The sequence below is a fragment of the Paenibacillus sp. J31R109 genome (assembly GCF_059692055.1).
In genome coordinates, this window is sequence record NZ_JCAUAR010000005.1 from 14,929 (window position 1) to 35,316 (window position 20,388).

The 20,388-nt window shown below is 43.5% G+C and carries 15 protein-coding genes and 1 pseudogene; 14 read left to right on the forward strand and 2 right to left on the reverse strand.

Annotated features, from left to right (window positions below; all coding sequences use genetic code 11):
- Positions 1–16: 16 nt before the first annotated feature.
- Together AC58QT_RS15330 and AC58QT_RS15335 are read left to right on the forward strand one after the other, a co-directional pair.
- On the forward strand, positions 17–3,022 hold the full coding sequence (locus tag AC58QT_RS15330; protein WP_497409744.1) for a chondroitinase family polysaccharide lyase: 3,006 nt from the start codon (positions 17–19) through the stop codon (positions 3,020–3,022).
- A 13-nt stretch (positions 3,023–3,035) separates the two neighbouring features.
- Complete coding sequence (locus tag AC58QT_RS15335; RefSeq protein ID WP_497409745.1) at positions 3,036–8,027, forward strand: polysaccharide lyase family 8 super-sandwich domain-containing protein; 4,992 nt, start codon at positions 3,036–3,038, stop codon at positions 8,025–8,027.
- Between the two features lie 59 nt (positions 8,028–8,086).
- Here the strand turns inward: AC58QT_RS15335 and AC58QT_RS15340 are convergent, their stop codons facing one another.
- Positions 8,087–8,950, reverse strand: a complete 864-nt coding sequence (locus AC58QT_RS15340; RefSeq protein WP_497409746.1) for a helix-turn-helix transcriptional regulator — start codon at positions 8,948–8,950, stop codon at positions 8,087–8,089.
- A 183-nt stretch (positions 8,951–9,133) separates the two neighbouring features.
- Between AC58QT_RS15340 and AC58QT_RS15345 the strand changes: the two genes are divergently transcribed.
- The 4 genes from AC58QT_RS15345 to AC58QT_RS15360 all read left to right on the forward strand — a co-directional run bounded on the left by AC58QT_RS15345 (position 9,134) and on the right by AC58QT_RS15360 (position 12,016).
- Entirely contained in the window at positions 9,134–10,156 is a 1,023-nt protein-coding gene (locus AC58QT_RS15345) for a glycoside hydrolase family protein (RefSeq protein WP_497409747.1), read from the forward strand.
- A gap of 159 nt (positions 10,157–10,315) precedes the next feature.
- Positions 10,316–10,654 (forward strand): hypothetical protein, encoded by a 339-nt coding sequence (locus tag AC58QT_RS15350; RefSeq protein WP_497409748.1) that lies wholly within the window; start codon positions 10,316–10,318, stop codon positions 10,652–10,654.
- Positions 10,651–11,181, forward strand: a complete 531-nt coding sequence (locus AC58QT_RS15355) for a stalk domain-containing protein (protein WP_497409749.1) — start codon at positions 10,651–10,653, stop codon at positions 11,179–11,181. Before AC58QT_RS15350 ends, AC58QT_RS15355 begins: the two co-directional genes overlap by 4 nt.
- 367 nt (positions 11,182–11,548) lie before the next feature.
- The gene (locus tag AC58QT_RS15360) at positions 11,549–12,016 is read left to right on the forward strand and encodes a hypothetical protein (RefSeq protein WP_497409750.1); all 468 of its coding nucleotides are present in this window, start codon (positions 11,549–11,551) and stop codon (positions 12,014–12,016) included.
- A 153-nt stretch (positions 12,017–12,169) separates the two neighbouring features.
- Here AC58QT_RS15360 and AC58QT_RS15365 read toward each other — a convergent pair.
- Positions 12,170–12,382, reverse strand: a pseudogene (locus AC58QT_RS15365) (copper amine oxidase N-terminal domain-containing protein); the annotation flags it as partial.
- 71 nt (positions 12,383–12,453) lie between these two features.
- Between AC58QT_RS15365 and AC58QT_RS15370 the strand changes: the two are divergent.
- The 8 genes from AC58QT_RS15370 to AC58QT_RS15405 all read left to right on the forward strand — a co-directional run bounded on the left by AC58QT_RS15370 (position 12,454) and on the right by AC58QT_RS15405 (position 20,363).
- Positions 12,454–12,975, forward strand: a complete 522-nt coding sequence (locus AC58QT_RS15370; RefSeq protein WP_497409751.1) for a hypothetical protein — start codon at positions 12,454–12,456, stop codon at positions 12,973–12,975.
- Positions 12,976–13,166: 191 nt separating this feature from the next.
- Entirely contained in the window at positions 13,167–13,742 is a 576-nt protein-coding gene (locus AC58QT_RS15375) for a dihydrofolate reductase family protein (RefSeq protein WP_497409752.1), read from the forward strand.
- Between the two features lie 596 nt (positions 13,743–14,338).
- Entirely contained in the window at positions 14,339–14,857 is a 519-nt protein-coding gene (locus AC58QT_RS15380) for a DUF4275 family protein (protein ID WP_497409753.1), read from the forward strand.
- A gap of 23 nt (positions 14,858–14,880) precedes the next feature.
- The gene (locus tag AC58QT_RS15385) at positions 14,881–15,450 is read left to right on the forward strand and encodes a histidine phosphatase family protein (protein WP_497409754.1); all 570 of its coding nucleotides are present in this window, start codon (positions 14,881–14,883) and stop codon (positions 15,448–15,450) included.
- A 12-nt stretch (positions 15,451–15,462) separates the two neighbouring features.
- Positions 15,463–16,029 carry a GNAT family N-acetyltransferase gene (locus AC58QT_RS15390; protein WP_497409755.1) on the forward strand — a complete coding sequence of 189 codons (567 nt, stop codon included), beginning with the start codon at positions 15,463–15,465 and terminating at the stop codon, positions 16,027–16,029.
- A gap of 199 nt (positions 16,030–16,228) precedes the next feature.
- Complete coding sequence (locus AC58QT_RS15395) at positions 16,229–16,864, forward strand: 2OG-Fe(II) oxygenase (RefSeq protein WP_497409756.1); 636 nt, start codon at positions 16,229–16,231, stop codon at positions 16,862–16,864.
- Positions 16,865–17,026: 162 nt separating this feature from the next.
- Complete coding sequence (locus tag AC58QT_RS15400) at positions 17,027–18,850, forward strand: sensor histidine kinase (protein WP_497409757.1); 1,824 nt, start codon at positions 17,027–17,029, stop codon at positions 18,848–18,850.
- Positions 18,843–20,363, forward strand: a complete 1,521-nt coding sequence (locus AC58QT_RS15405; RefSeq protein WP_497409758.1) for a response regulator — start codon at positions 18,843–18,845, stop codon at positions 20,361–20,363. The genes AC58QT_RS15400 and AC58QT_RS15405 overlap by 8 nt, the downstream gene beginning before the upstream one ends.
- Positions 20,364–20,388 lie beyond the last annotated feature (25 nt).

Below are 20,388 nucleotides of genomic sequence, written 5' to 3' on the forward strand. Positions count from 1 at the left end.
AACAAGGGGAGCAGATATGAAGATATTTTCTTTTGATCATGACATTCCGCAACAGCTCGGATGGGATGAAGATTCTGACTTATCGATAAGTGATCTACATTACAAATACGGTAGCCATAGTCTGCAATGGACGTATCGTTCCCATTCCTACTTAAGATTGACCGAGCGTGTTGAGTATCGTCCATTTCAAGAGGGGGCGGCCAGCCAGGAGCGCGATTCGTTTGTGGTATGGATCTATAACAATGAACCCCTAGCCGATGTGCTTACCTTTCAATTGGGACGTCAAGAGGAGGTCGATTGTGAGTTTGAGTTTCACCTTAATTTCCGCGGATGGCGAACAGCTTGGGTTGCGTATGAGCGCGATATGCGCGGGGTTCCGCATCCCGAGATGGATACGTTGACCATTCGCGCACCGAAAACAGTAAGCACGGGGACTTTGTACATCAATCAGCTTATGCTGAACACGCCAATTGATCCACGGTTCCATACACGGGATAAGCAAGTGCCGTTTGTTAATCTGGAGGCCGATCAGAAAGCGAATGCGCATTGGCTGAGTTTGCTAGCTTTTGAGGAGCTAGAGCGTAGACATCGAATACCCGATGTGATCTCATCCGAGCAGCAATGGGCGCATGGGGTGATGAATCAGCGGTTGGAAGAGCTAATCTTTCAAGCTCGAATGGTCGCTGAAGAAGATTTCCTGCAAATGAAGGGGAGATTCTCGTCCTACGGAATTTCACGAAGGGGTGATGTCATCACTGGAAGGCCCATTGAGCTTCCTTTCTTTGATCATTACCCACAAGCGGACAAGGAACGGTTGAAAGCGCTGGCAAATAGTGTACAACTAGCTGCTTACACAGATTTCATGCTGGATATTGCGATGAGCTATCGCTCGGTCGATGAGCTAAGTTGGAAATATGACCTGCAGGTGATGTTTATCGATTTGTTGGATCATCTGCATGACCAAGGGTGGGCCTATGGCAGTTCACAAGGAACGGTCCATCATTTTGGCTACAACTTCCGATCCTACTATCAAGCTGTTTTTTTGATGCGTGATGAGCTGGAGCTCGCCGAGCGACTCCAACGAACACAGCTTACCATGTATTGGTACAGCGGTGCAGGACGCATTCATACGCCATTGCACGAAATCGAAGGAAATATCGATATTTTCAACACAACACTGCAAGGTATCTTGGCAAGTCTACTTATCATGCCTGACGCGCCACTTAAAGTACGTGAGCTGACTGCGTTTCGAGAATGGCTCAGTCAATCGCTATTACCCGCACATGGACTGAGGTCGGCGTACAAATTGGATGGATCTGCCTACCATCATGTTAACCATTACCCTGCGTATGCCATTGGCGGATTCTTAGGCGTTACGCCAGTTGTCTATCTGATTAGCGGTACGGTATACAGACTAGATGGACTCGCTCACAAGTCTGTACGGAAGGCTTTGCTAGCCATGCGCTTATACTGTAATAAATACGAATGGCTGGTGAGTCTGTCGTCACGCCATCCTACAGGGAAAGGGAAATTGGAAGTAGAACCATTCAAATATATGGCACTCTCGGGTACTCCCGATGGCTTACAATTGGTTGACCAAGAGGTGGCGGCTGCTTATTTACGACTTTGTCATCACGAGGAGAAATCAGAAGTTGCTGAACAGTTCTTAGCGAGGGGGATTACACCCGAAGAGGATCCTAACGGGCATTGGACTATGAATTTTGCTGCGCTAGCGATCCATCGCAGAGGCTCATGGCTTGTTGGAGCAAGGGGGCACAGCCGTTATTTGTGGGCAAACGAGTCGTATGTCAGCGCGAACCTCTATGGTCGGTACATTTCCCATGGACATGTGCAAATTATGAGTCAAGGCGAGCCGATTACGAATGAGGCCAGCGGGTATCATCATGATGGCTGGGATTGGAACCGCTGGCCGGGAACAACGACAGTGCATAAACCGATACCAGAACTGCGCTCAGACGTGCGAAACGTGGATACATTCAGTGGCTTTGAAGAAATGCTGCTTTCGGATGAAACGTATGCGGGTGGTTTGAACCTGGAAGGACTTAGCGGCATGTTCGCGATGAAGCTGCACGAGCATCCCAAATATGAAGGCAGCCACCGTGCGCGTAAATCGGTCTTCTTTTTTGATAATCGTATCATCTGTCTGGGTTCGGATATTGTGAATACGAATACGGTTAATCCAACCGAAACGACATTGTTTCAGAATTACCTCGCAGATCAGAGGAGTCCGATTTGGGTCAATGACCTAACGCCAATTGAAGAGTTTCCCTATGCGTATGAGCAAGTGTTGGAGGAGCCAGTATGGCTGTTGGATCACTTGGAGAATGGCTACTATATCCCAGCGGGACAAAGGCTGTCCATTTCTAAGGACACTCAGCATTCCAAACATCAAGCGACCGACGTAGATACGCAGGGAGATTTTGCTACAGCCTGGCTGGGCCATGGGTATGCGCCAAAACAAGGCAGCTATGAATATACGATACTTGTGAAAACAGATCGCGATAGCATCGAAGCATTTAGCCAGCACATGCAAAGCCTGGAAACGGCGCCCTATTGCGTATTGCAGAAAGACCGCAACGCACATATCGTGAAGGATCATGCGAACCAAACGACCGCTTATGCGTTGTTCGAGGCCCATTCGAGCATTAATACGGGGTGGATTGTCCAAACCGATACACCAGCGATGATGATGATTCGGGAAGCAAACGATGAACTTATCATAAGCGCAGTCGATCCTGACTTGCGATTATATGAAGGCATCGAATCCGATCAATATGATGCGGATGGCAACCGAGTGGAAGTTAGTGTGTATTCCCGAGATTGGATCCATGCTGAAAGCATTCCGTCCACGATACAGCTCACTTTGAGAGGACATTGGTTGCTGAAAGGAGATTGTGAGAGCGCTCGAATCGCTGAATTTGGAGATGATTATACCGTATTAGCAATCGAATGTGAAAACGCAATGCCGAGGGAGTTTCTTTTGCAGAAAGGGCAGCCATAGGGGAGGGATAGGTATGCGTGTATCGGTTAAAAAATGGTTGGTTTGTGTACTAGTTATTGTCATTGTCTTCTCTATTGGGTTCCCAGGCGTTGGCGGGATGCCAGTTGGTCAAGCAGCTGCAACGACGCATGTGAGTGTGAATTATGATGAAAGTACAACCGTGAAAGATACGAAGATCTACAATGGCACAACGTACAACGGGACCATTGGAGGCGCTTGGGGGACTTATAATTCAGCTGCAGGTACAGACTATGTCATCATGGAGAGAGCTCCCTCACGCAATGATTACAGTCTTAAGCTAGTTTCAAATACGGCAAACGTGAATACGGGAAGGAACAATTTAGGAGGATCAACAGCAGGAAGTACCGGAATAATGGGAAATCTCGTATTCGAAGCTACGGTCCTTATGAATAGCACCCAGCATCGCAGAGACATTCAATTCAGGAGTCTGAACGCAGCAGCTCCTGCTACGGCTACTACGAATGTCAATGTCATTTATTTTGATAATACGGGAAAAATACGAGATGCCAATAATCTAGCGTTGGCTAATTATGAGGCGAATACTTGGTACCGTGTGAAACTCTTCGTTAATAATGCGGCTAGGAAAGTAACCTATTTTGTAAATGACCAATTTCTTGGAGAAACGTCACTGCCTGCCGCATGGTTAAATATTAGGCATATTTATCTCTATAATAATTTTAAAAGTGGAACTCAGGGCGAGTGGTATGTGGACGATTTGAAGCTATCTGACTATGCACCCGTGACAGGGTTAACTGCCTCGCCAGCTGCACTCGAATTATCAGAGACAGCTAATTCCACAATCACAGCAGCTGCCCTGCCAGCAGATGCTTCCGACAAACGCTTGATATGGCAGGTGGCTGATCCAACTGTGGCAACGGTGACTTATGGTTTGGTTCAAGCTTTACATGAGGGAAACACGACGGTTACGGTTACCACGTATGAAGGTGCGTATACGAAGACCATTCCGATAACGGTCGTCAGACCCATTATTTTAACGAACATTAGCTTACCGAGCGAAACTTCTTTAGTTGAAGGGAAAACGCTTACGCTCCCTGTCACGTTCCAACCGAATAATGCGACGAACAAGAAATTGATATGGCATTCTTCTGATACGAATATCGCAACGGTAGATAGGAATGGGGTAGTAACCGGAATTGGTCATGGTCCTGTGACGATTACCGCTATCTCTGAATTAAACGGGGCGATTACAAGTCAAACGCTAGTAACTGTAACGCCGTATGTCCCTCTTACAAGTGTAAATTTCACGAACGCCCCATTAGACATGACCAACTACACGACCTATCAATTAGAAGCCATGGTAGCGCCAGCTAACGCAACTGATCAGCTATTAACATGGCAATCCTCTAACCCCAATGTGATTCGTGTGGATACGAATGGGAAATTAACGGCTGTGAAAGTAGGTACAGCAACGATTACGGCAACATCGTCCAATCTTAAGATGGCATCGGCGACGATTGAGGTGAAAGCCCCCGTGCTGTCTGACCCGCTAGAATACGATAAAATCAGGATTCGCTGGAAGGAAACAATAACAGGCAAGGATTCCTTGGATACGATGAACAGCGAGATCAAAGGTAGAATTGATGCCAATGCAGCCAATGCACAAACCTACTGGGATAGCCTGCAGTTGAGCGGGGCCACAACTACGTTATGGTCAGATCTCGTGCCTGCTGCTACGGATTCAAGCTATGTCATTGAGCACTATTCTCGTCTGAAAACGATGGCACAGGCTTATGCGACGAAGGGATCGTCCCTCTATAACAATCCTGCGTTGAAGACGGATATTGTGCTCTCTTTAGATTGGCTGTTGGATCATTTATACACAAGCACAGGAGTTGAATTTGGAAATTGGTGGAATTGGGATATTGGTATTCCCTCACGGTTGGCGGATATCCTCATCTTTATGTATGATGATTTGACGCCTGAGCAAATTAATAGAAACACGACGAGCGTTGACCATTATATTGGCGACGTAAGTTTACCTACTTTTACCCAAGTTGGGGCGAATCGTTCGGATATTATGCTGATTGAAACGAGATTAGGACTCGTCGAGAAAAACTATGATCGTCTGATCAAAGCCCGGGATGGACTGACACCTCTATTTGATTATGTGACAACGGGTGATGGTTTCTATGAGGATGGTTCGTTCATTCAACACGGGACGATTGCGTATACAGGCAGTTATGGCGAAGTGCTTATTAATGGCATGGGGAATTTATTGCTGTTATTGAATGGCAGCACTTGGCAGCCGATTGTTCCTAAGGCGGAGAATGTCTACCGTTGGATTGAAGAAGGCTATGCACCTGTGATGTACAAGGGACAGATTCTAGATATGACGCGCGGACGTGCGATTGTCAGGGATACGTCGGATGCCTATGGCTCGGCCAAAACCATTCTGGTCGGCATGTCGCGTATCGCCCAAACCGCTTCTCCAGATCGGGCAGCCGCTCTAAAGAGCTTCATTAAGTATCATTTCCAATTCCAAATGGCCAGAGGGATGACGTATTATAAACTGCCTCTAGATTTGGCTGATACGATAAAAGAATGGATGGAAGACCCTGCTATTCATCCGACTGCCGAGATGCAGAAGCACTTTGAACTTAACGCGATGGCTCGCAGCGTACATATTGGCGATGGGTATCTCTTTGGCGTGAGCAAGAGTTCGAAGCGAATTGCAACCTATGAGTTGACGAATGGTGAGAATCCCAAAGGCTGGTATACCGGCGATGGCATGACGTACCTGTACAATAACGATTTATCGCAATACACCGATCAGTACTGGGCAACCGTAAACTGGTATCGATTACCAGGGACGACCGTCGTTGTGAGACCGAGATCATCAGCTATCTATCAATACGGGGATGGCGAAGCGACGCCAGCGAATGCTTGGGCTGGAGGCGCGGTTTTAGGTAAATATGGCGTGACAGGTATGAACTTAATTCAGAATGGTACACAAATGAAAGTGAATAAGTCGTGGTTTACATTTGATAATGAAATTGTTGCGATGGGGTCAGAACTGACAAGTACAGATAATAAGACCGTAGAGACCATCGTTGAACAGCGCAAGCTTGCTACAAATAACACAAATGAGCTCTATGTAAATGGTGAGCTTAAGAGCAGTTTCTTCGGCGAAGAAACGGTAGAACACCCGGAATGGGTTCATTTGCAAGGGAATGCAGCTGGAGCTGATATCGGTTATGTATTCCCTGGAACGCAACCTCTGAAACTGATGCGTGCGGAGCAAGAAGGCAGATACTCCGATACGAATCTGAGTAATCCACCAGAATCAACGGTGCCAACCGAGCTATTGACTAATCATTTCTTGACTATGTGGTTTGATCATGGCTCAAATCCTAACCAGGCTAGCTATGAATATGCCATTTTGCCCAATGCAACCAAGGCAGAAACGTCTGTGTACGCTTCATCTCCAGATTACACAGTTCTGGCTAATTCAGAGGATGTGCAAGCGGTTCGCGAGAATAAGCTTGGCTTGGTCGGCTATAACTTTTGGAGGGATAAAGTGACGACCGTAGACGGATTGACCGTAAATAGCAAAGCATCCGTTCTTATGCATGGGAATATGCACACCGGGCTTTATGAGTTAGCAGTGGCAGATCCGACATTAGAGAATAATGGCTTTATTGAGCTTGAACTGGATAAGTCGGCGCAAAGTGTGATTAGCAAAGATGAGCGGATAGAGATTCAACAGCTAAGTCCTAAGGTGAAATTGAAAGTTAATGTGCAAAATACGATGGGGGCATCGCAGGTTATTTCTTTGCAAATGGTGCCAGTACCCGACACAACCGCACCAATAGGGGGGCCAACGGATCCAGAAGGGGAAACGGGAGCTGGTACAACGAATCCTGAACCCCATGTTTACCCAGATATCGTCATCGTGAAAGACGGTAAAGCTACGGTAAGTATGGGACCTGACAAGGAAACAGTTTCCGTACCAACGGAGCAGATTCCGAATGTTCCTTTGGAAATTCACGGAGAGCATGTACAGATTACACTTTTTCCTGAATTAATCAAGGCGCTCATTGCGAGAGTAGAGGGGGATGTTCACCAAACAACAATCGAAATAACATCGCGGCCAGTCACGGATACTTGGATAACGCAGGCTGGAACGACAGATCCTAAAGCTCGTGTCAATCTGGCAAGTCAAGCCATTGAATTGGATCTAAGCATTCGCTCAGATGAGGGCAAAACGTGGTCAGCGAGCAAGCTTCACTCCGGCGTTGAAGTCGTTCTGCCGTTTGATCCTACAGGCAAGGATGCCGAACTGCTGGGTGTTTATAATTATAATAAAGCTAGCGGGAAATGGAAATATGTCGGTGGGACGATAGATCTAACGTCTAACGAAGCTACATTCACGCCGGACCAACCAGGCATTTTTGCAGTGTTCGAATATGACAAAAAGTTTGAAGATATGCCTGATATGGATTGGGCTTTACGAGCGGTACAAGTATTGTCAGCCAAGCACATCATTGAAGGCGTTACTTCAAGTGAGTTTAACCCCAATGGAAAGACCACGCGAGCACAGTTTACGGCATTATTGGTACGGGCGTTGCACCTACAGCAGCAAGACGTGGTGACTTCCGCATTTGAAGATGTTAAGCCAGACGCATGGTATGCCCAAGATGTTGCTGCTGCAAGTCAGGCTGGTTTGGTTTCGGGTGTCACTGAGCAGACATTTGATCCCAATGCAGAGTTGACTCGTGAACAGATGGCCATCTTATTAGTTAGAGCCTTTGAGTATTTGAATGGCAGCTATACGTCATCCCAACGGAAACTTGACAACTATACGGACCAAAGTGACATTTCAACCTGGGCATTAGCAGATGTGAATAAGGCGATCGACATCGGCATTCTTTCAGGAAGATCGAGCGAAGTCCTCTCTCCTACTTCAACAGCTTTGCGCAAGGAAACAGCGAAAGCTTTATACAATTTTCTAATGAAACCATAGATAAGACGGGACTCCATTGAAATGTGGGGTCCCGTTTTATTTCTTACATAAGTTATTTCTTAGACATAGAGTGAAGAGCGGTATTTCGCTGGAGGCATGCCTGTATGTTTGCGAAATAGCCGAAAGAAATAGTTCATTTCAGGGATGCCAACTTTCGTGCTGATTTCCCGCAAGGTTAAGTTGGTATGTTCCAGTAATTCCCTGGCTTTCTGAATTCGAATTCGGTTCAAGTATTGAAGCGGCGTAAGACCCGTATGCTTTCTCAAACATTTGGAGGAGTAATCAATGGAAAAATTCAAATGCTGGGCCATCGCTTTAAGACGGAATGGTTGTTCGACATGCTCGGTTAGATACTTCATCACGTTGTCGCAAACCTGTCGACTATGCTCGTGATGGGATATTTTAGTCATATTTTGAAAGTAGAGAAGCAGTTGTCCGAACATCGTCTGAAGCGGCAGCATATTCTCTAGCGTAGAAGCGTTGTGTAGTTCAATCATCTCATCGAGCAGCGACCAAATTTGTTTGGAGTTCTGCTCTTTGAATTTAGGGAGATATATGAAATGCTCCTGTGGTGTGAGATCACGATAGGAACGGGTGGGGAACACCGTGTGCCATTGAATCTCTTCATGGTGGACAAGCCTCGGAGCAGGGGTGTGCTGCATATGCAAATAGTAGACAACGGTGTCTTCTTGGCAGTCACAGTGACCATAATGCCGCTTGCCAGGTTCCAGGACAAGCATTTGATTCTCACCAATTTCATAGGGAACGTTGTCTTCTGTCACATATAAAGTTCCGCTGCGAACGAGAATGATATCGTATAGGGTGAAAACGCGGTCAGGGTGATGATATGACTGGGGGAATTTCACTTTGTTTATGGTAACCATAATAGGAATAGGAGGTACAGAGAGCGCTACACAGATCATGAAGTGACACCTTTCTGATGACAATTGTAGTCTAAGTATAGGTGGATGAGGAGGGGGATGCAAGTCGAAAAAGAATGATTTTGTACTTATTTAATATGATTCTATTCCTAGTAAGGACAGTGGAGGATTTATATAATATAAGAATAAAAGGTCAAATTTGGCTTGGATTGGAGAGTAGATTCGATGACCACAAACTTATATGAACGGCTCCTGCCGGCTCCCGTAAACGGAGGATTCCAAATGTCGGGCTACTGGGTTTGGTGCGGTTCGGTTGTGCATGGGGACGACGGGCAATATCATATGTTTGCTTCGCGTTGGCCCAAGCATCTGCCCATGCATCCCGGATGGTTAGTGCATTCCGAAGTCGTGCGGGCCGTATCCGATAAACCGGAAGGGCCGTACCAATTTGAAGAGGTTGTGCTTCCCGCGAGAGGAGCCGAATTCTGGGACGGTCGCAGCACGCACAATCCCCACATCGTCAAACACGATGGTAAATATCTTCTGTTTTATATGGGGACTACGTACCCATTTCCAGATGTCAATCCAGGTGAAGCCTACGGCTTGGATGATCCCCGCTGTATTGTAGCCAGATCTAACAAACGAATCGGACTGGCAGTCGCTGATCAGGTACAGGGACCGTGGGTGCGACGAGATGAGCCAATTCTAGATGTTCGCCCTGGGAAGTTTGACAGCTATTTAACGTCGAATCCGGCCCCTTGTGTACATGAAGACGGCTCGGTGCTGCTCATTTACAAATCCAGAGCCTATCAAGGCCATACATTCAGTGATATGGCGCTGGGTGCAGCTTGGGCGGATCACTATACCGGCGCTTACCGTTCTTTAAGCGAGAAACCGATTTTTCCACCGGAGGATGTTCATTTGGAAGATCCTTTCATTTGGAAAACGGAAGATGGATACGCCATGATTGCCAAGGATATGAAGGGGAACATCTGTAACGAAAGGCACGGCGGCATTCAAGCCTACTCACGGGATGGGTTGAACTGGCAGATCGCTGAGCATCCCAAAGCGTATTCAAGGCATATTACTTGGGATGACGGGACCAAGAAACAGATGGGCAATTTTGAGAGGCCGTTTCTGCTGTTCCAAGATGGCAGACCAACGCATCTGTTCGCGGCTACGGCCGATGGTGATGGGAATTTTGGCGGTCGGAACACATGGAATATGGTCATTCCTCTTGGAAACTGAGAAGTATATAGTAAGTTTGGGAAAGCTGACGTCCTCCATAATGAGGAGTGTCAGCTTTTTATTGTTCATAAATAGGAAAAAATGTTAATTTATCTCATGAGCTAACGGATAGAATTATTCCAAATTATGGTATACTTTGAATGGAGCGAGGTGGGATTTGTGAGACTTACAAAAACAAGGATTATAGTAGTTTTTATTAGTTGTTTCTTATTTATTTCTATCGTCTATTTTGCGAACATCATAAAATTGTTCTTGGATACAAGAAATGTTGATGCTAGTCCCGAAGCTTCAATCGAACAATATTTAAGCACCAATACCAATGAATACAAGGTAATAAATGTCACTTTAAGTGAGAAGAAGTTTAGAGACCGTATATATGTGCTGGAATGTGATTGTAACTTTAAAAATGGAAAGAACAGCGGCATTCAAACATATAAGGTTCATTTAATAGAAGATATAGGTTGGATTGTTACAAAAATTGAAGGAGTGTTTTTATGAAAAAGTTGTTATTCATGGTCACCATACTGATTTTCCTTTCGAATTCAAGCGAGGCGTTCGGTGATAATGGCGTATCGGATCCAGTTTTTCAGACAGTTCATTACGTTATTAATTCAAAACATGTTGAAACGGAAGGCGAGTACGCAACCTTAAACTATAATGGTCATCTTTACGTACCCATTCGGTTTATTGCTAATCAAATCGAAGGTTCGATAGAATATGATGCTGAAACGTCTACAGTCATCTTATATACGCATAACTCGTCTGATTCTAGCCAAGTAATAGGGCCAAAAGTTACACCAGATCAAGCTAAGATTGTTGCCTATGAAACATATCATCTTGTTCATGTTGATGAACAAATTAATATAAGGATACTTAGTAATCAAGAAAGAGAACAAATCCCACCCGATGATTCTGATTTGACTCCGGTGTACTATTTCATTACAGGCAATGACGGTAATAATCAGAAAGTGACCATTTGCGTTTCGAGTAATTCGATAAAGCATCATTTTATGTATAGCGGATAGTTAGATGCAATCTAAGGTGATCTCTACATCAATACCCAAGAAGCATTAATATGGAGGTGTGAAGCGTATTGGAAAATAGTGAATTGTTAACTTTTTTAAATAAAAGACTATTACATTGAAAAAGCGAAGATTCATTCATATCATCTTCGCAATAAGAAATAAAAACGAAGGGAAAATTGAAGAAATAGAAAATATTATTAAAAGATTAGAAACAGACAACTTGGAAAACTATGATTATGATTAGAGCCAGCTTTTTTTTTTAAAAGAGCCTCAAACGAAAATAGTAAAGATGTTATCCGTGATTATTTGGAAAGACAAAGTTGGAAGGAAATCTCCGAGCATATACTGAGGTACGGAGGTGCTTAAGATGGATTTTCTGAAGGATTTAGGCAAGCTGGCAGGTGATGTGGCAGGCAAAGTGCTTGGAGGAACTGTCCGTGTTGCAGGGGAACTTGTTCGCAGTGATTATATTAAGGAAATCGGGAATGATGTAGAACAGGTAACGGTTAAAACGGGTGAGATCGCAGGCCATGCAGCGAGCGGAGTATGGGATGTAGGCGCGGGCTTAATTACCGCGGATAAACAGCAAGCGAAAGCTGGACTCCATGAGCTAGAACAAACGGCCATTACGACAGCAAGAGGAGTTGGCCATGGCATCGAGTATGTGGTTGAGAGCGGAAAAGATGTCGTGACAGGCTTCAAGGACAGCGATAAAGTGCGGTTGAAAAACGGTGTGAAAAAGCTGGGGAAAGCGGCCGCTATCAGCATTTTGGCTATCGGTGTGATCGATGTTGTTGATGGTCCGGACTTACCGGATTCCTCAGGTACAGTGTAAGACATATACCGTCATAAAAACAGACCCGACAAGATAACGAGATATCGTTGGGTCTGTTTTTAGATTTTGATGCTAGTTAGCGAACCAGAACAACTGGTTTAAACGCATAAGAGCCTTGGGCTTTAACAATGATGTCAGTCGTTGTATGCCAGCTCAGATAGATGGCTTCATTCCAAAAGCTTCGCTTATAAAACGAACAGGTACCTCTGTCATGTCTCGATGTACAAGAGGTACGATGTCCAATTCAAATGCTTTTCCGTTTACATATAAGGTAGACTTATTCAATGTCAATTGAATGGTTTTACCATCTTTTCGAGCAGTAACTGATTGTGCTTCTGCGTTCAATTCGACGATAATCCCAATGACTCGGCAAACGGTCGTAGCCTAATATTAGGGATGTTCCAATAAACCATTGATTTCGTTTAGGGGGGAAACAAATGAAGATGAGGAAGAGGATTGGAATTACACTATTAATTCTAATCGTTATGGGTTCTATCTACATCTGGGGCTCTAATTTTTCCCCACGATATTACTACACTTTTATTACAGACAATACAAATTTAAGTAATGAAAATATCAATGGTCTAAAGCTACACCAAAGTATGAAGGATGATTGGTTTATCGGTAAATACGGTAAGGAATATGAAAGAATAGAAAATGCCCTTTTTGATTATTACAAATTAAACGATGGTCTGGTGATTGCTACAAAAAAGGGTAACGATCGAATTATCCGTATTAGTATTACATCTTTAAATACTGAAACATTAAGAACAAACAAAGGAATAAGCATCGGAGAGTCAATTGACAAAGTAAAGCAATTATATGGTTCTAGCTACTATACAAGGTGGGAACAAGGTGGGAGTATTATTGGGTATGTTGATGGAAAGGAAACTTTGGAGTTTTGGTATGTTGACAATGAGGTAGACCAAATACGATATGATATTGTATCTATGAGTTAGTATGGTAACCAGTAGAGTTTAGTACATTATAATTGTCTGCAAAAAAATTCGGACTCCCCCTTGAACCTTACGTTACGTAATGATTTATAGTGAATGTAACAACAGGATAAAACAATGAAACGAATGGGCAGTTTAGATTAGTAGTTCAAGTATAATGTAGACATCCCTCATGAAAAAAAGGAGAACTGAAAATGAGAAAACTTATTTTATTTCTACACGCATCGCTTGACAGTTTTGTAGAAGGGCCGAAAGGTGAAATGGACATTGGCTGGGTTTCCTACGATGCTGAATTGGAGAAACACGCAAAAGAAATTCTGAGTACAGCCGACACGGTCATTTGGGGACGTGGGACTTATCAGATGATGCATAGTTACTGGCCATCTGTGCCTTCGAACCCATCATCTTCACAGCATGAACGGGATCATTCCGAGTGGATCGAAAACACAGCCAAAATTGTTTTTTCCACGACGCTGGAGAACGTCGAATGGAACAATTCCAGACTCGTGAAAGAAAATGTCGAGGAAGAGATCAAGAACCTCAAGCAGCAGCCAGGCAAGGATATGGTCATTCTCGGCAGTCCTAGGTTAGCACACTACCTTATGCAGCTTGATTTAATAGATGAGTATAAAATTACCGTTTCTCCCGTCCTAATCGGCAGCGGTATGCCGTTATTCCAAGGTATCAAGGAGAAAATCAATCTTAGACTTATCGAAAACAAGACATTTGATTCTGGAGCGTTAGGCCTCGTGTACGAGACGGTAAGATAACGAGAAACGATAGCACAATTAAAATGGAGCAAACTGCCGTGGCAGTTGCTCCATTTTTTTCATTCAAGTATCGATCAGATTAGCGTGATCATGGACATGCTGTATATGGTATAATATTCCATGACTATGAAGTTGAAAGGGGATTTGGAATGAGCACTATTAAAATCCACGAGACCCAGCCTGAGAAGGAAATACTGTATAACAACGATAATTTTGTTAAAGAGGACCTTCGTTCTATTCAGAATATTGAGGGTGGAGGACCGATTAATAAAATTGCTTTTAATACATTGCCACGCCCTCTAAAGGTATTCGGATACTTCTTTATTTCTATAATCGTGTTATTTGGAGCGACAACAGTTTTAATCAGTTTATTTCGTTAAATGGACACTAAATAGTGGATGGAAATGTCATGCATATTTTGGTCCGGTGGGGCTGAAATATGCATTTTTTTTCATAGTATAAGAAGCACCATTTTGGTGCTTTTTTTGTATGTAGAAAGCTTGGATAGCGACTTTCCTCAAAGCGTAGCGCAACCATTACTTTCCATTTTCGTATAAATATTGTTCAGATATTGGCTAGCGAAGAGAGGGATTTGAATGGATTTCAGTATGTATAGACAAGAAATTAATCAAATGATAGACAGTTTACCTGATGAAGAATTAGTGAAAGTTTACTGGTCCATTGAAGTTATCCGCCAAAAATATCTATTCAGTAAAAACATGCTTGATAAAGGGGTAGTTATTTTAACCTTATTGGAAAAAGAACATAGAATTAAGGAACTATGGGATGGTTCCTTTGCAAAGAACATTAGCGACGAGACCAAAAGTGAAATTCATTATAATCAGTATAAGTGGCATATTTTTAGTTATAAGAAGCAAGATTGTTTTGAAAATGAAGCAGCGAGAAACGAATTTGATGCAATGACTAAAAACGAAGTATATGTCATGTATCAAGATCTTCCTGATATTGTATTTGAATATAATAATGCAAATGAGATAGTTGCATCCGATTTTGATTATGAACAAGATATATATGTATTTGATAAGAATTTCACGTGGACGTACGTACACACGCATGAAGCAATGTGCGGACCATACTTTTATAAACAAGTTTAGGGTAACTTTCGAAGGAGGATCATATGAAGACGATCATCTATATGGTTAGGCATGCAGAATCACCATACAATGAAGGAACCGAAAGAACAAGAGGACTCACAACGAAGGGCAAGGGCGATGTTGAAAAAGTTACCGAAATTCTAAAAAAAGAAGGCATAGATGTCATTATATCTAGCCCGTATAACCGAGCGATCTTGAGTGTTGAGGGATTGGCACAATATTTAGGAATAGATATCATAACATATGAAGATCTCAGGGAAAGGCATTTTGCTGGAGAAATTATTGCTGATTTGATGTCAGTTATTAGAGAGAAATTTTATGATTTTGATTACTTTTTACCTGGCGGCGAGTCTAATTCGGATTGCCAGAAGAGATCAATAGCCGTGATCAAAAACATATTAACAGAACACTCTGGGAAAAAAATAGCTATTGGCACACATGGACTTGTCATGACTTTGATGATGAATTATTTTGATTCAAGATATGGCTTGGAATTTTTGGATCAATTAAAGAAACCAGATATTTATAAATTAAGTTTTGATAATTTAGAATTAAGAGAAGTAAGCAGACTGTGGAATGAGCATTTGGAATAAGGAGAAATTAAAATGATCGCTAATGTTTGGTCAGGTTCAAAAGTTAGATTACGCGCGGTGACACCAACGGATTGGAAAGAATTTCATGATAATGATCAGGATTCGGAGTGTGCACGACTATGTGATGCCATATATTTTCCGAGGTCAGAAGACGGAACCAAAGCTTGGGCGGAGCGGACATCCACGATGGTACCCGAAGGTGATAATATATTTCTAGCGATTGAGACGTTGGATGGAACTATGGTTGGCAGTATAACGGCAAGTAGTTGTGATAGACGGAATGGCACCTTTAAATACGGTGTAGCGATCTTTCGTAAACATTGGCGCAAGGCATATGCATCTGAGGCGATAAGGATATTGATTCGATATTACTTTGAGGAATTACGGTATCGCAAAGTAAATGCCTATGTTTATGGCTTTAATGAGGGGTCACGTGCTTTGCAGGAGCATCTTGGATTTACACAAGAAGGGATACTTAGAGAAATGATTTACACGATGGGCAAGCATTACGACGAGTATGTGTATGGACTAACCAAAGATGAGTTTGAAAAACGTACTACTATCATAAGTGTGGTATAATGTGGAATGAAACAAGTTATAGGAATAAGGATAGCTGAATACATATGAAGAAACGGCAGGCCGAGATAAGGTCTGCCGTTTTTTCAACTAAAGAGAGTTTGCGTAGCAGGTGGAGGTGACTTTAGAACACAGCTGTTGTTCAAATCGACTGACATCATGTAGATTACTTCCCTAGTAGTCAATAATGGAGGATGCAACGATGACCATTATAGAGCAGACGATTTTTAATTCATCTGGCAACACAATTACTACGAAGGATAGAGAGATTCAAATTGTCGGGAAATTGGATGAACCGCTAATTTTAATTTTGGACAATGTATTAAGCTATACAGAATGTGACTCGTTGATTGATTTAGCTAATAACCGAATGCAGCGAGCTAAAATTGGCAAATCTCATGTAGTAAGCGATATTCGAACAAGCAGCAACATGTTTTTTGAGGAAAGCGAAAATGAATTAGTTCAAAAAATTGAGAGCAGAGTTTCTGAACTGATGAATATCCCGATTGCACATGCAGAACCACTGCAGATTTTACATTATAAAGCGGGTGAACAGTATCGGCCTCATTTTGACTATTTCACATCCGAGAATGTTGTCAATAATCGCATCAGCACATTGCTGATGTATTTAAATGACGTGGAAGAAGGTGGCGAAACGTATTTCCCATCGCTTCGTTTTACCGTAACACCGAAAAAAGGAAGGGCCGTCTATTTTGAATATTTATATAACGATGATCACTTAAATGAGCTAACCTTACATGCGGGAAATCCCGTTACCATCGGGGAAAAATGGGTAGCGACCCAGTGGATGCGAAGACAAGGACACCGCAATATGTAAAGAACGAGATTCTTCCGTGAAAACAATACTTAACGATCACAAGGACTGCAACGTTGCAGTCCTTTCTTGCGTTTTAGGGTTTTGTGCGAGTGGGGCAGGATTTATGTGCTCGAGATTATTATGCTATAATGAACCCGATTAACAGCAGGAGATGATAACTAGATGGTGTTGCGCAAGATCTATCGGAATTATTTGCAAAATAATTTGTTTATGAGGCTGCTGCTCCTCTTTTCCATGATTACGGTTGTAACGATTATTTCGTTCTCTTATTTTATGTATTATTCGATGTCCCAAGCAGCAATTAATAGAGAGTTGGATATCCATAAGAAAGCGCTGACGAGTGTTAATAATTATTTGGGTGGAAATTATGATTCAGCCCAGTCGATCCTATTTGGCCTTTATCGGGATAGTTCGCTAGCCTCGGGCGTATCATTTATGCTGCAACATCCTTTTCAAGAATATGTGCAACACAGTTTGGAGCAGTACAATTTAGGCGGCAAAAGCATGTGGAATGATGGGCTGCAATATTTTAAAAATCAAGTGGAAGACAATAAAGATATTAGCAATTTGCTGTTATACAGTGAGGATCAGCAGACGTTATATGCGCTTGGGCGAAATGGGCAGATGAAGCTCGTTCCCACCAATCGCGCACGCTCTTATATCCCGGATGTGATGGCTCTCGAAAGTAAGACTGTGGAACTGCCAAATATTTGGGTGCGTGACGCAATCGGACAGTGGGATCCCAACCTGTATGCCATTCGAACGCCAATCTCGGACAAGTTAACGCTGAAGACAATTGGCCAGCAGGTCGTTTATTTTAGTACGGATGGGATATGGAAAATTTTGAAGAATGATAAGGACGAGCTGAAAGGGATGATTCTTGTCTTGGCCCCGGACGGCGGTGTGCTCTTCGATTCTTCGAATCAATACGTGGGGCAGGTCTATCCACATATGGATCAAATCAATGCGATGTATGAAAATAGTGGTTCTAGCCAAGGCGACTATGTGACGAAGCTTACACAAAGCAAGGGGAATTTCATTACGGTCAGCATCATCCCCCGTCAAGAGCTGGAGGCTTCCTCAAAGAAAATTGGCAGTATGATTTTCCTCATCAGTGCGATTTGTATTTTTTTCGCCATCCTGATACCGTTCCTAGTTGTGATGAGTGTCGCCAAACGGACGAATCAAATCATCCGCTTCACCCGAAAGGTGAAACAAGGCGATCTTAGTGTGCGGATACCTGATGTGCGGGAGGATGAGATCGGGCAAATTTCCCGGAGCTTTAACGAGATGATTGAGGAATTGAACCTCTACATTGATCGGGTGTATAAGGCAAACATTAAGCAAAAACAGACGGAATTGACGGCACTGCAAGCCAGGGTGAATCCGCATTTCCTTTACAATACGCTGGAAGTGATTCGGATGCGGGCAATTTCGCAAGGCGCACATGACGTTGGTGAAATGATCTACAGCTTATCAGCGCTGTTCCGAAGTTTTGTCCAACAGAAGAAAATCTATACGCTCAAACATGAGTTGGAAGCCTGTCGATTGTATCTGGAACTTTTCCAAATTCGATATAAAGATAAATTTACGTATACCATGGATTGGGATCGACGGCTCGGGTCTGTGCGTGTGATGAAAATGTCGCTGCAACCCATCATTGAGAATTACATTGTGCACGGTTTGCGAAGCGAAAGCTCGGATAATGAGATTCACATACGAGTGAAGCAGGAAGAGACGTATCTCCATGTGCAGATTGAAGACAACGGCAATGGAATCTCGCCCCAGCGGCTCACTGAATTGACGTTATTTCTTCAAGATGAGGAATTAGAAGGGGAGTCTTTTGGTTTGCGAAGCATCAATCAACGGCTTAAACTGCTCTACGGCAGTAAATACGGTGTAAAATTACATAGCCAGCCTGGCCAAGGAACGATTATTGATATCTGGATGCCGATAGACTGTGAAGGGGAGACGGACGATGTTTAGGGTCTTTCTTGTGGATGATGAGCCTTTCATTATTGAAGGGTTGTATGACATTATTGATTGGGCAGAAGTTGGTTTGGAAATTGTGGGACACGCCAGCAATGGACAGAAGGCTTTGGACGCTTTGCAGGAAACATCGGTCGATATTTTGTTGACAGATATCTCCATGCCGATTATGAATGGACTGGATTTGATTCGACAGGCACGATTGGTTCACCCGGAATTAAAAGTGATCGTGCTCAGTGGATTTGATGAGTTTTCCTACTTGAAAGAGGGCATGCAGCTGGGTATCGAAAATTACTTGCTCAAGCCTATTAACATCCAAGAACTCAAAGCTTCGCTGCAAAATATCGTAGAGAAGCTGAATACCATGAACGAGACGCAGTTGGTTCAGGCGTACAGTAAGCAAATATTGAAAGACAACACGCTGCATCGTTGGTTGACGCAACAGATTGCGCCACTGGAGTTCTACGAGCGTGCAGAACTTTTAGGTATCAACTTAGCAAGCGCCTATATGGTCGCAGCCGTTCTACGAATGCCCGCCCATGCAGATAGGGGCCAGGAATTTATTGCTGGCCAGCTGGATGCCTATGAATGGGTGACCGTTTTCCATGATATGGACGGAGATATCTTGTTGCTTGCCTCCATGGATCACATGGAAGAGGGGAAAAAAGAACTGATGGCACTGCTTCATCAGCTTCATACCGCGCTGCAAGACCAATCGGTTCGCATCTCGATTGGGAGCGTCGGTCACTTGCCAGATGGCGTCGCCCAAAGCTATGAAGCCGCCAAAAAAGCACAGGAGTATTTCTGGATTTATCCTGAGCTGTCGGTCATTGATTATCAAGAGTTGGCTATGCATCAAGACAATCCCAAGGTGGATTTCACGATCATTGATTGGCCGGCCTATGCGAAGCTTATTATTGCCAAAGATATGGATAACCTGCGTGCTTGCATCCATAATGACTTCAAGCGAATTCAAGCTTTGCCTGGCGTTACGCCGCGCGATTTTCAGAATATTGCTTTTGAGATGGTCATTCATTTCAAGTTGGAAATTAAAGCTATCCGCCATACCGAAGTACTAGAGATGTATCATCTTGCTTTTGACCAGATTCGCGAGGCGGTGGTGCTGGAAGAATTGGAAGCTGCCATTCTGGAAATTGCGGAGACGACCATTGGCTTTTTGGTTTCGGACGTTCGAAGTCCGATTGTGCAGCAGGTGTTAAAATATGTGCAACAATCCTATGCGGAGGAGCTCTCACTCAAAATGCTTGGCGCTCATTACCACATCCATCCCGTTTATTTAGGGCAATTGTTTCAGAAAGAAATGAATGAGACATTCACGGAGTATATGAACCGTTTCCGAGTGGAGAAGGCGAAAGAACTGCTTAAGACAACACATGCCAAGGTTCATCAGATCGCGAGTGAGGTAGGTTACTCCGAATTGGGTTATTTTTATAAACAATTCAAAAAATATGTCGGTATTTCGCCAACGGATTATCGTGGATTGCTCTAGGGAAACTTAGTAGCAGTCCTTTTTT

Coding starts and splice junctions, on each gene's coding strand:
- AC58QT_RS15330 (WP_497409744.1), top strand. CDS start 17: ATGAAGATATTTTCTTTTGATCATGACATTCCGCAACAGCTCGGATGG.
- AC58QT_RS15335 (WP_497409745.1), top strand. CDS start 3,036: ATGCGTGTATCGGTTAAAAAATGGTTGGTTTGTGTACTAGTTATTGTC.
- AC58QT_RS15340 (WP_497409746.1), bottom strand. CDS start 8,950: ATGATCTGTGTAGCGCTCTCTGTACCTCCTATTCCTATTATGGTTACC.
- AC58QT_RS15345 (WP_497409747.1), top strand. CDS start 9,134: ATGACCACAAACTTATATGAACGGCTCCTGCCGGCTCCCGTAAACGGA.
- AC58QT_RS15355 (WP_497409749.1), top strand. CDS start 10,651: ATGAAAAAGTTGTTATTCATGGTCACCATACTGATTTTCCTTTCGAAT.
- AC58QT_RS15360 (WP_497409750.1), top strand. CDS start 11,549: ATGGATTTTCTGAAGGATTTAGGCAAGCTGGCAGGTGATGTGGCAGGC.
- AC58QT_RS15370 (WP_497409751.1), top strand. CDS start 12,454: ATGAAGATGAGGAAGAGGATTGGAATTACACTATTAATTCTAATCGTT.
- AC58QT_RS15375 (WP_497409752.1), top strand. CDS start 13,167: ATGAGAAAACTTATTTTATTTCTACACGCATCGCTTGACAGTTTTGTA.
- AC58QT_RS15380 (WP_497409753.1), top strand. CDS start 14,339: ATGGATTTCAGTATGTATAGACAAGAAATTAATCAAATGATAGACAGT.
- AC58QT_RS15385 (WP_497409754.1), top strand. CDS start 14,881: ATGAAGACGATCATCTATATGGTTAGGCATGCAGAATCACCATACAAT.
- AC58QT_RS15390 (WP_497409755.1), top strand. CDS start 15,463: ATGATCGCTAATGTTTGGTCAGGTTCAAAAGTTAGATTACGCGCGGTG.
- AC58QT_RS15395 (WP_497409756.1), top strand. CDS start 16,229: ATGACCATTATAGAGCAGACGATTTTTAATTCATCTGGCAACACAATT.
- AC58QT_RS15400 (WP_497409757.1), top strand. CDS start 17,027: ATGGTGTTGCGCAAGATCTATCGGAATTATTTGCAAAATAATTTGTTT.
- AC58QT_RS15405 (WP_497409758.1), top strand. CDS start 18,843: ATGTTTAGGGTCTTTCTTGTGGATGATGAGCCTTTCATTATTGAAGGG.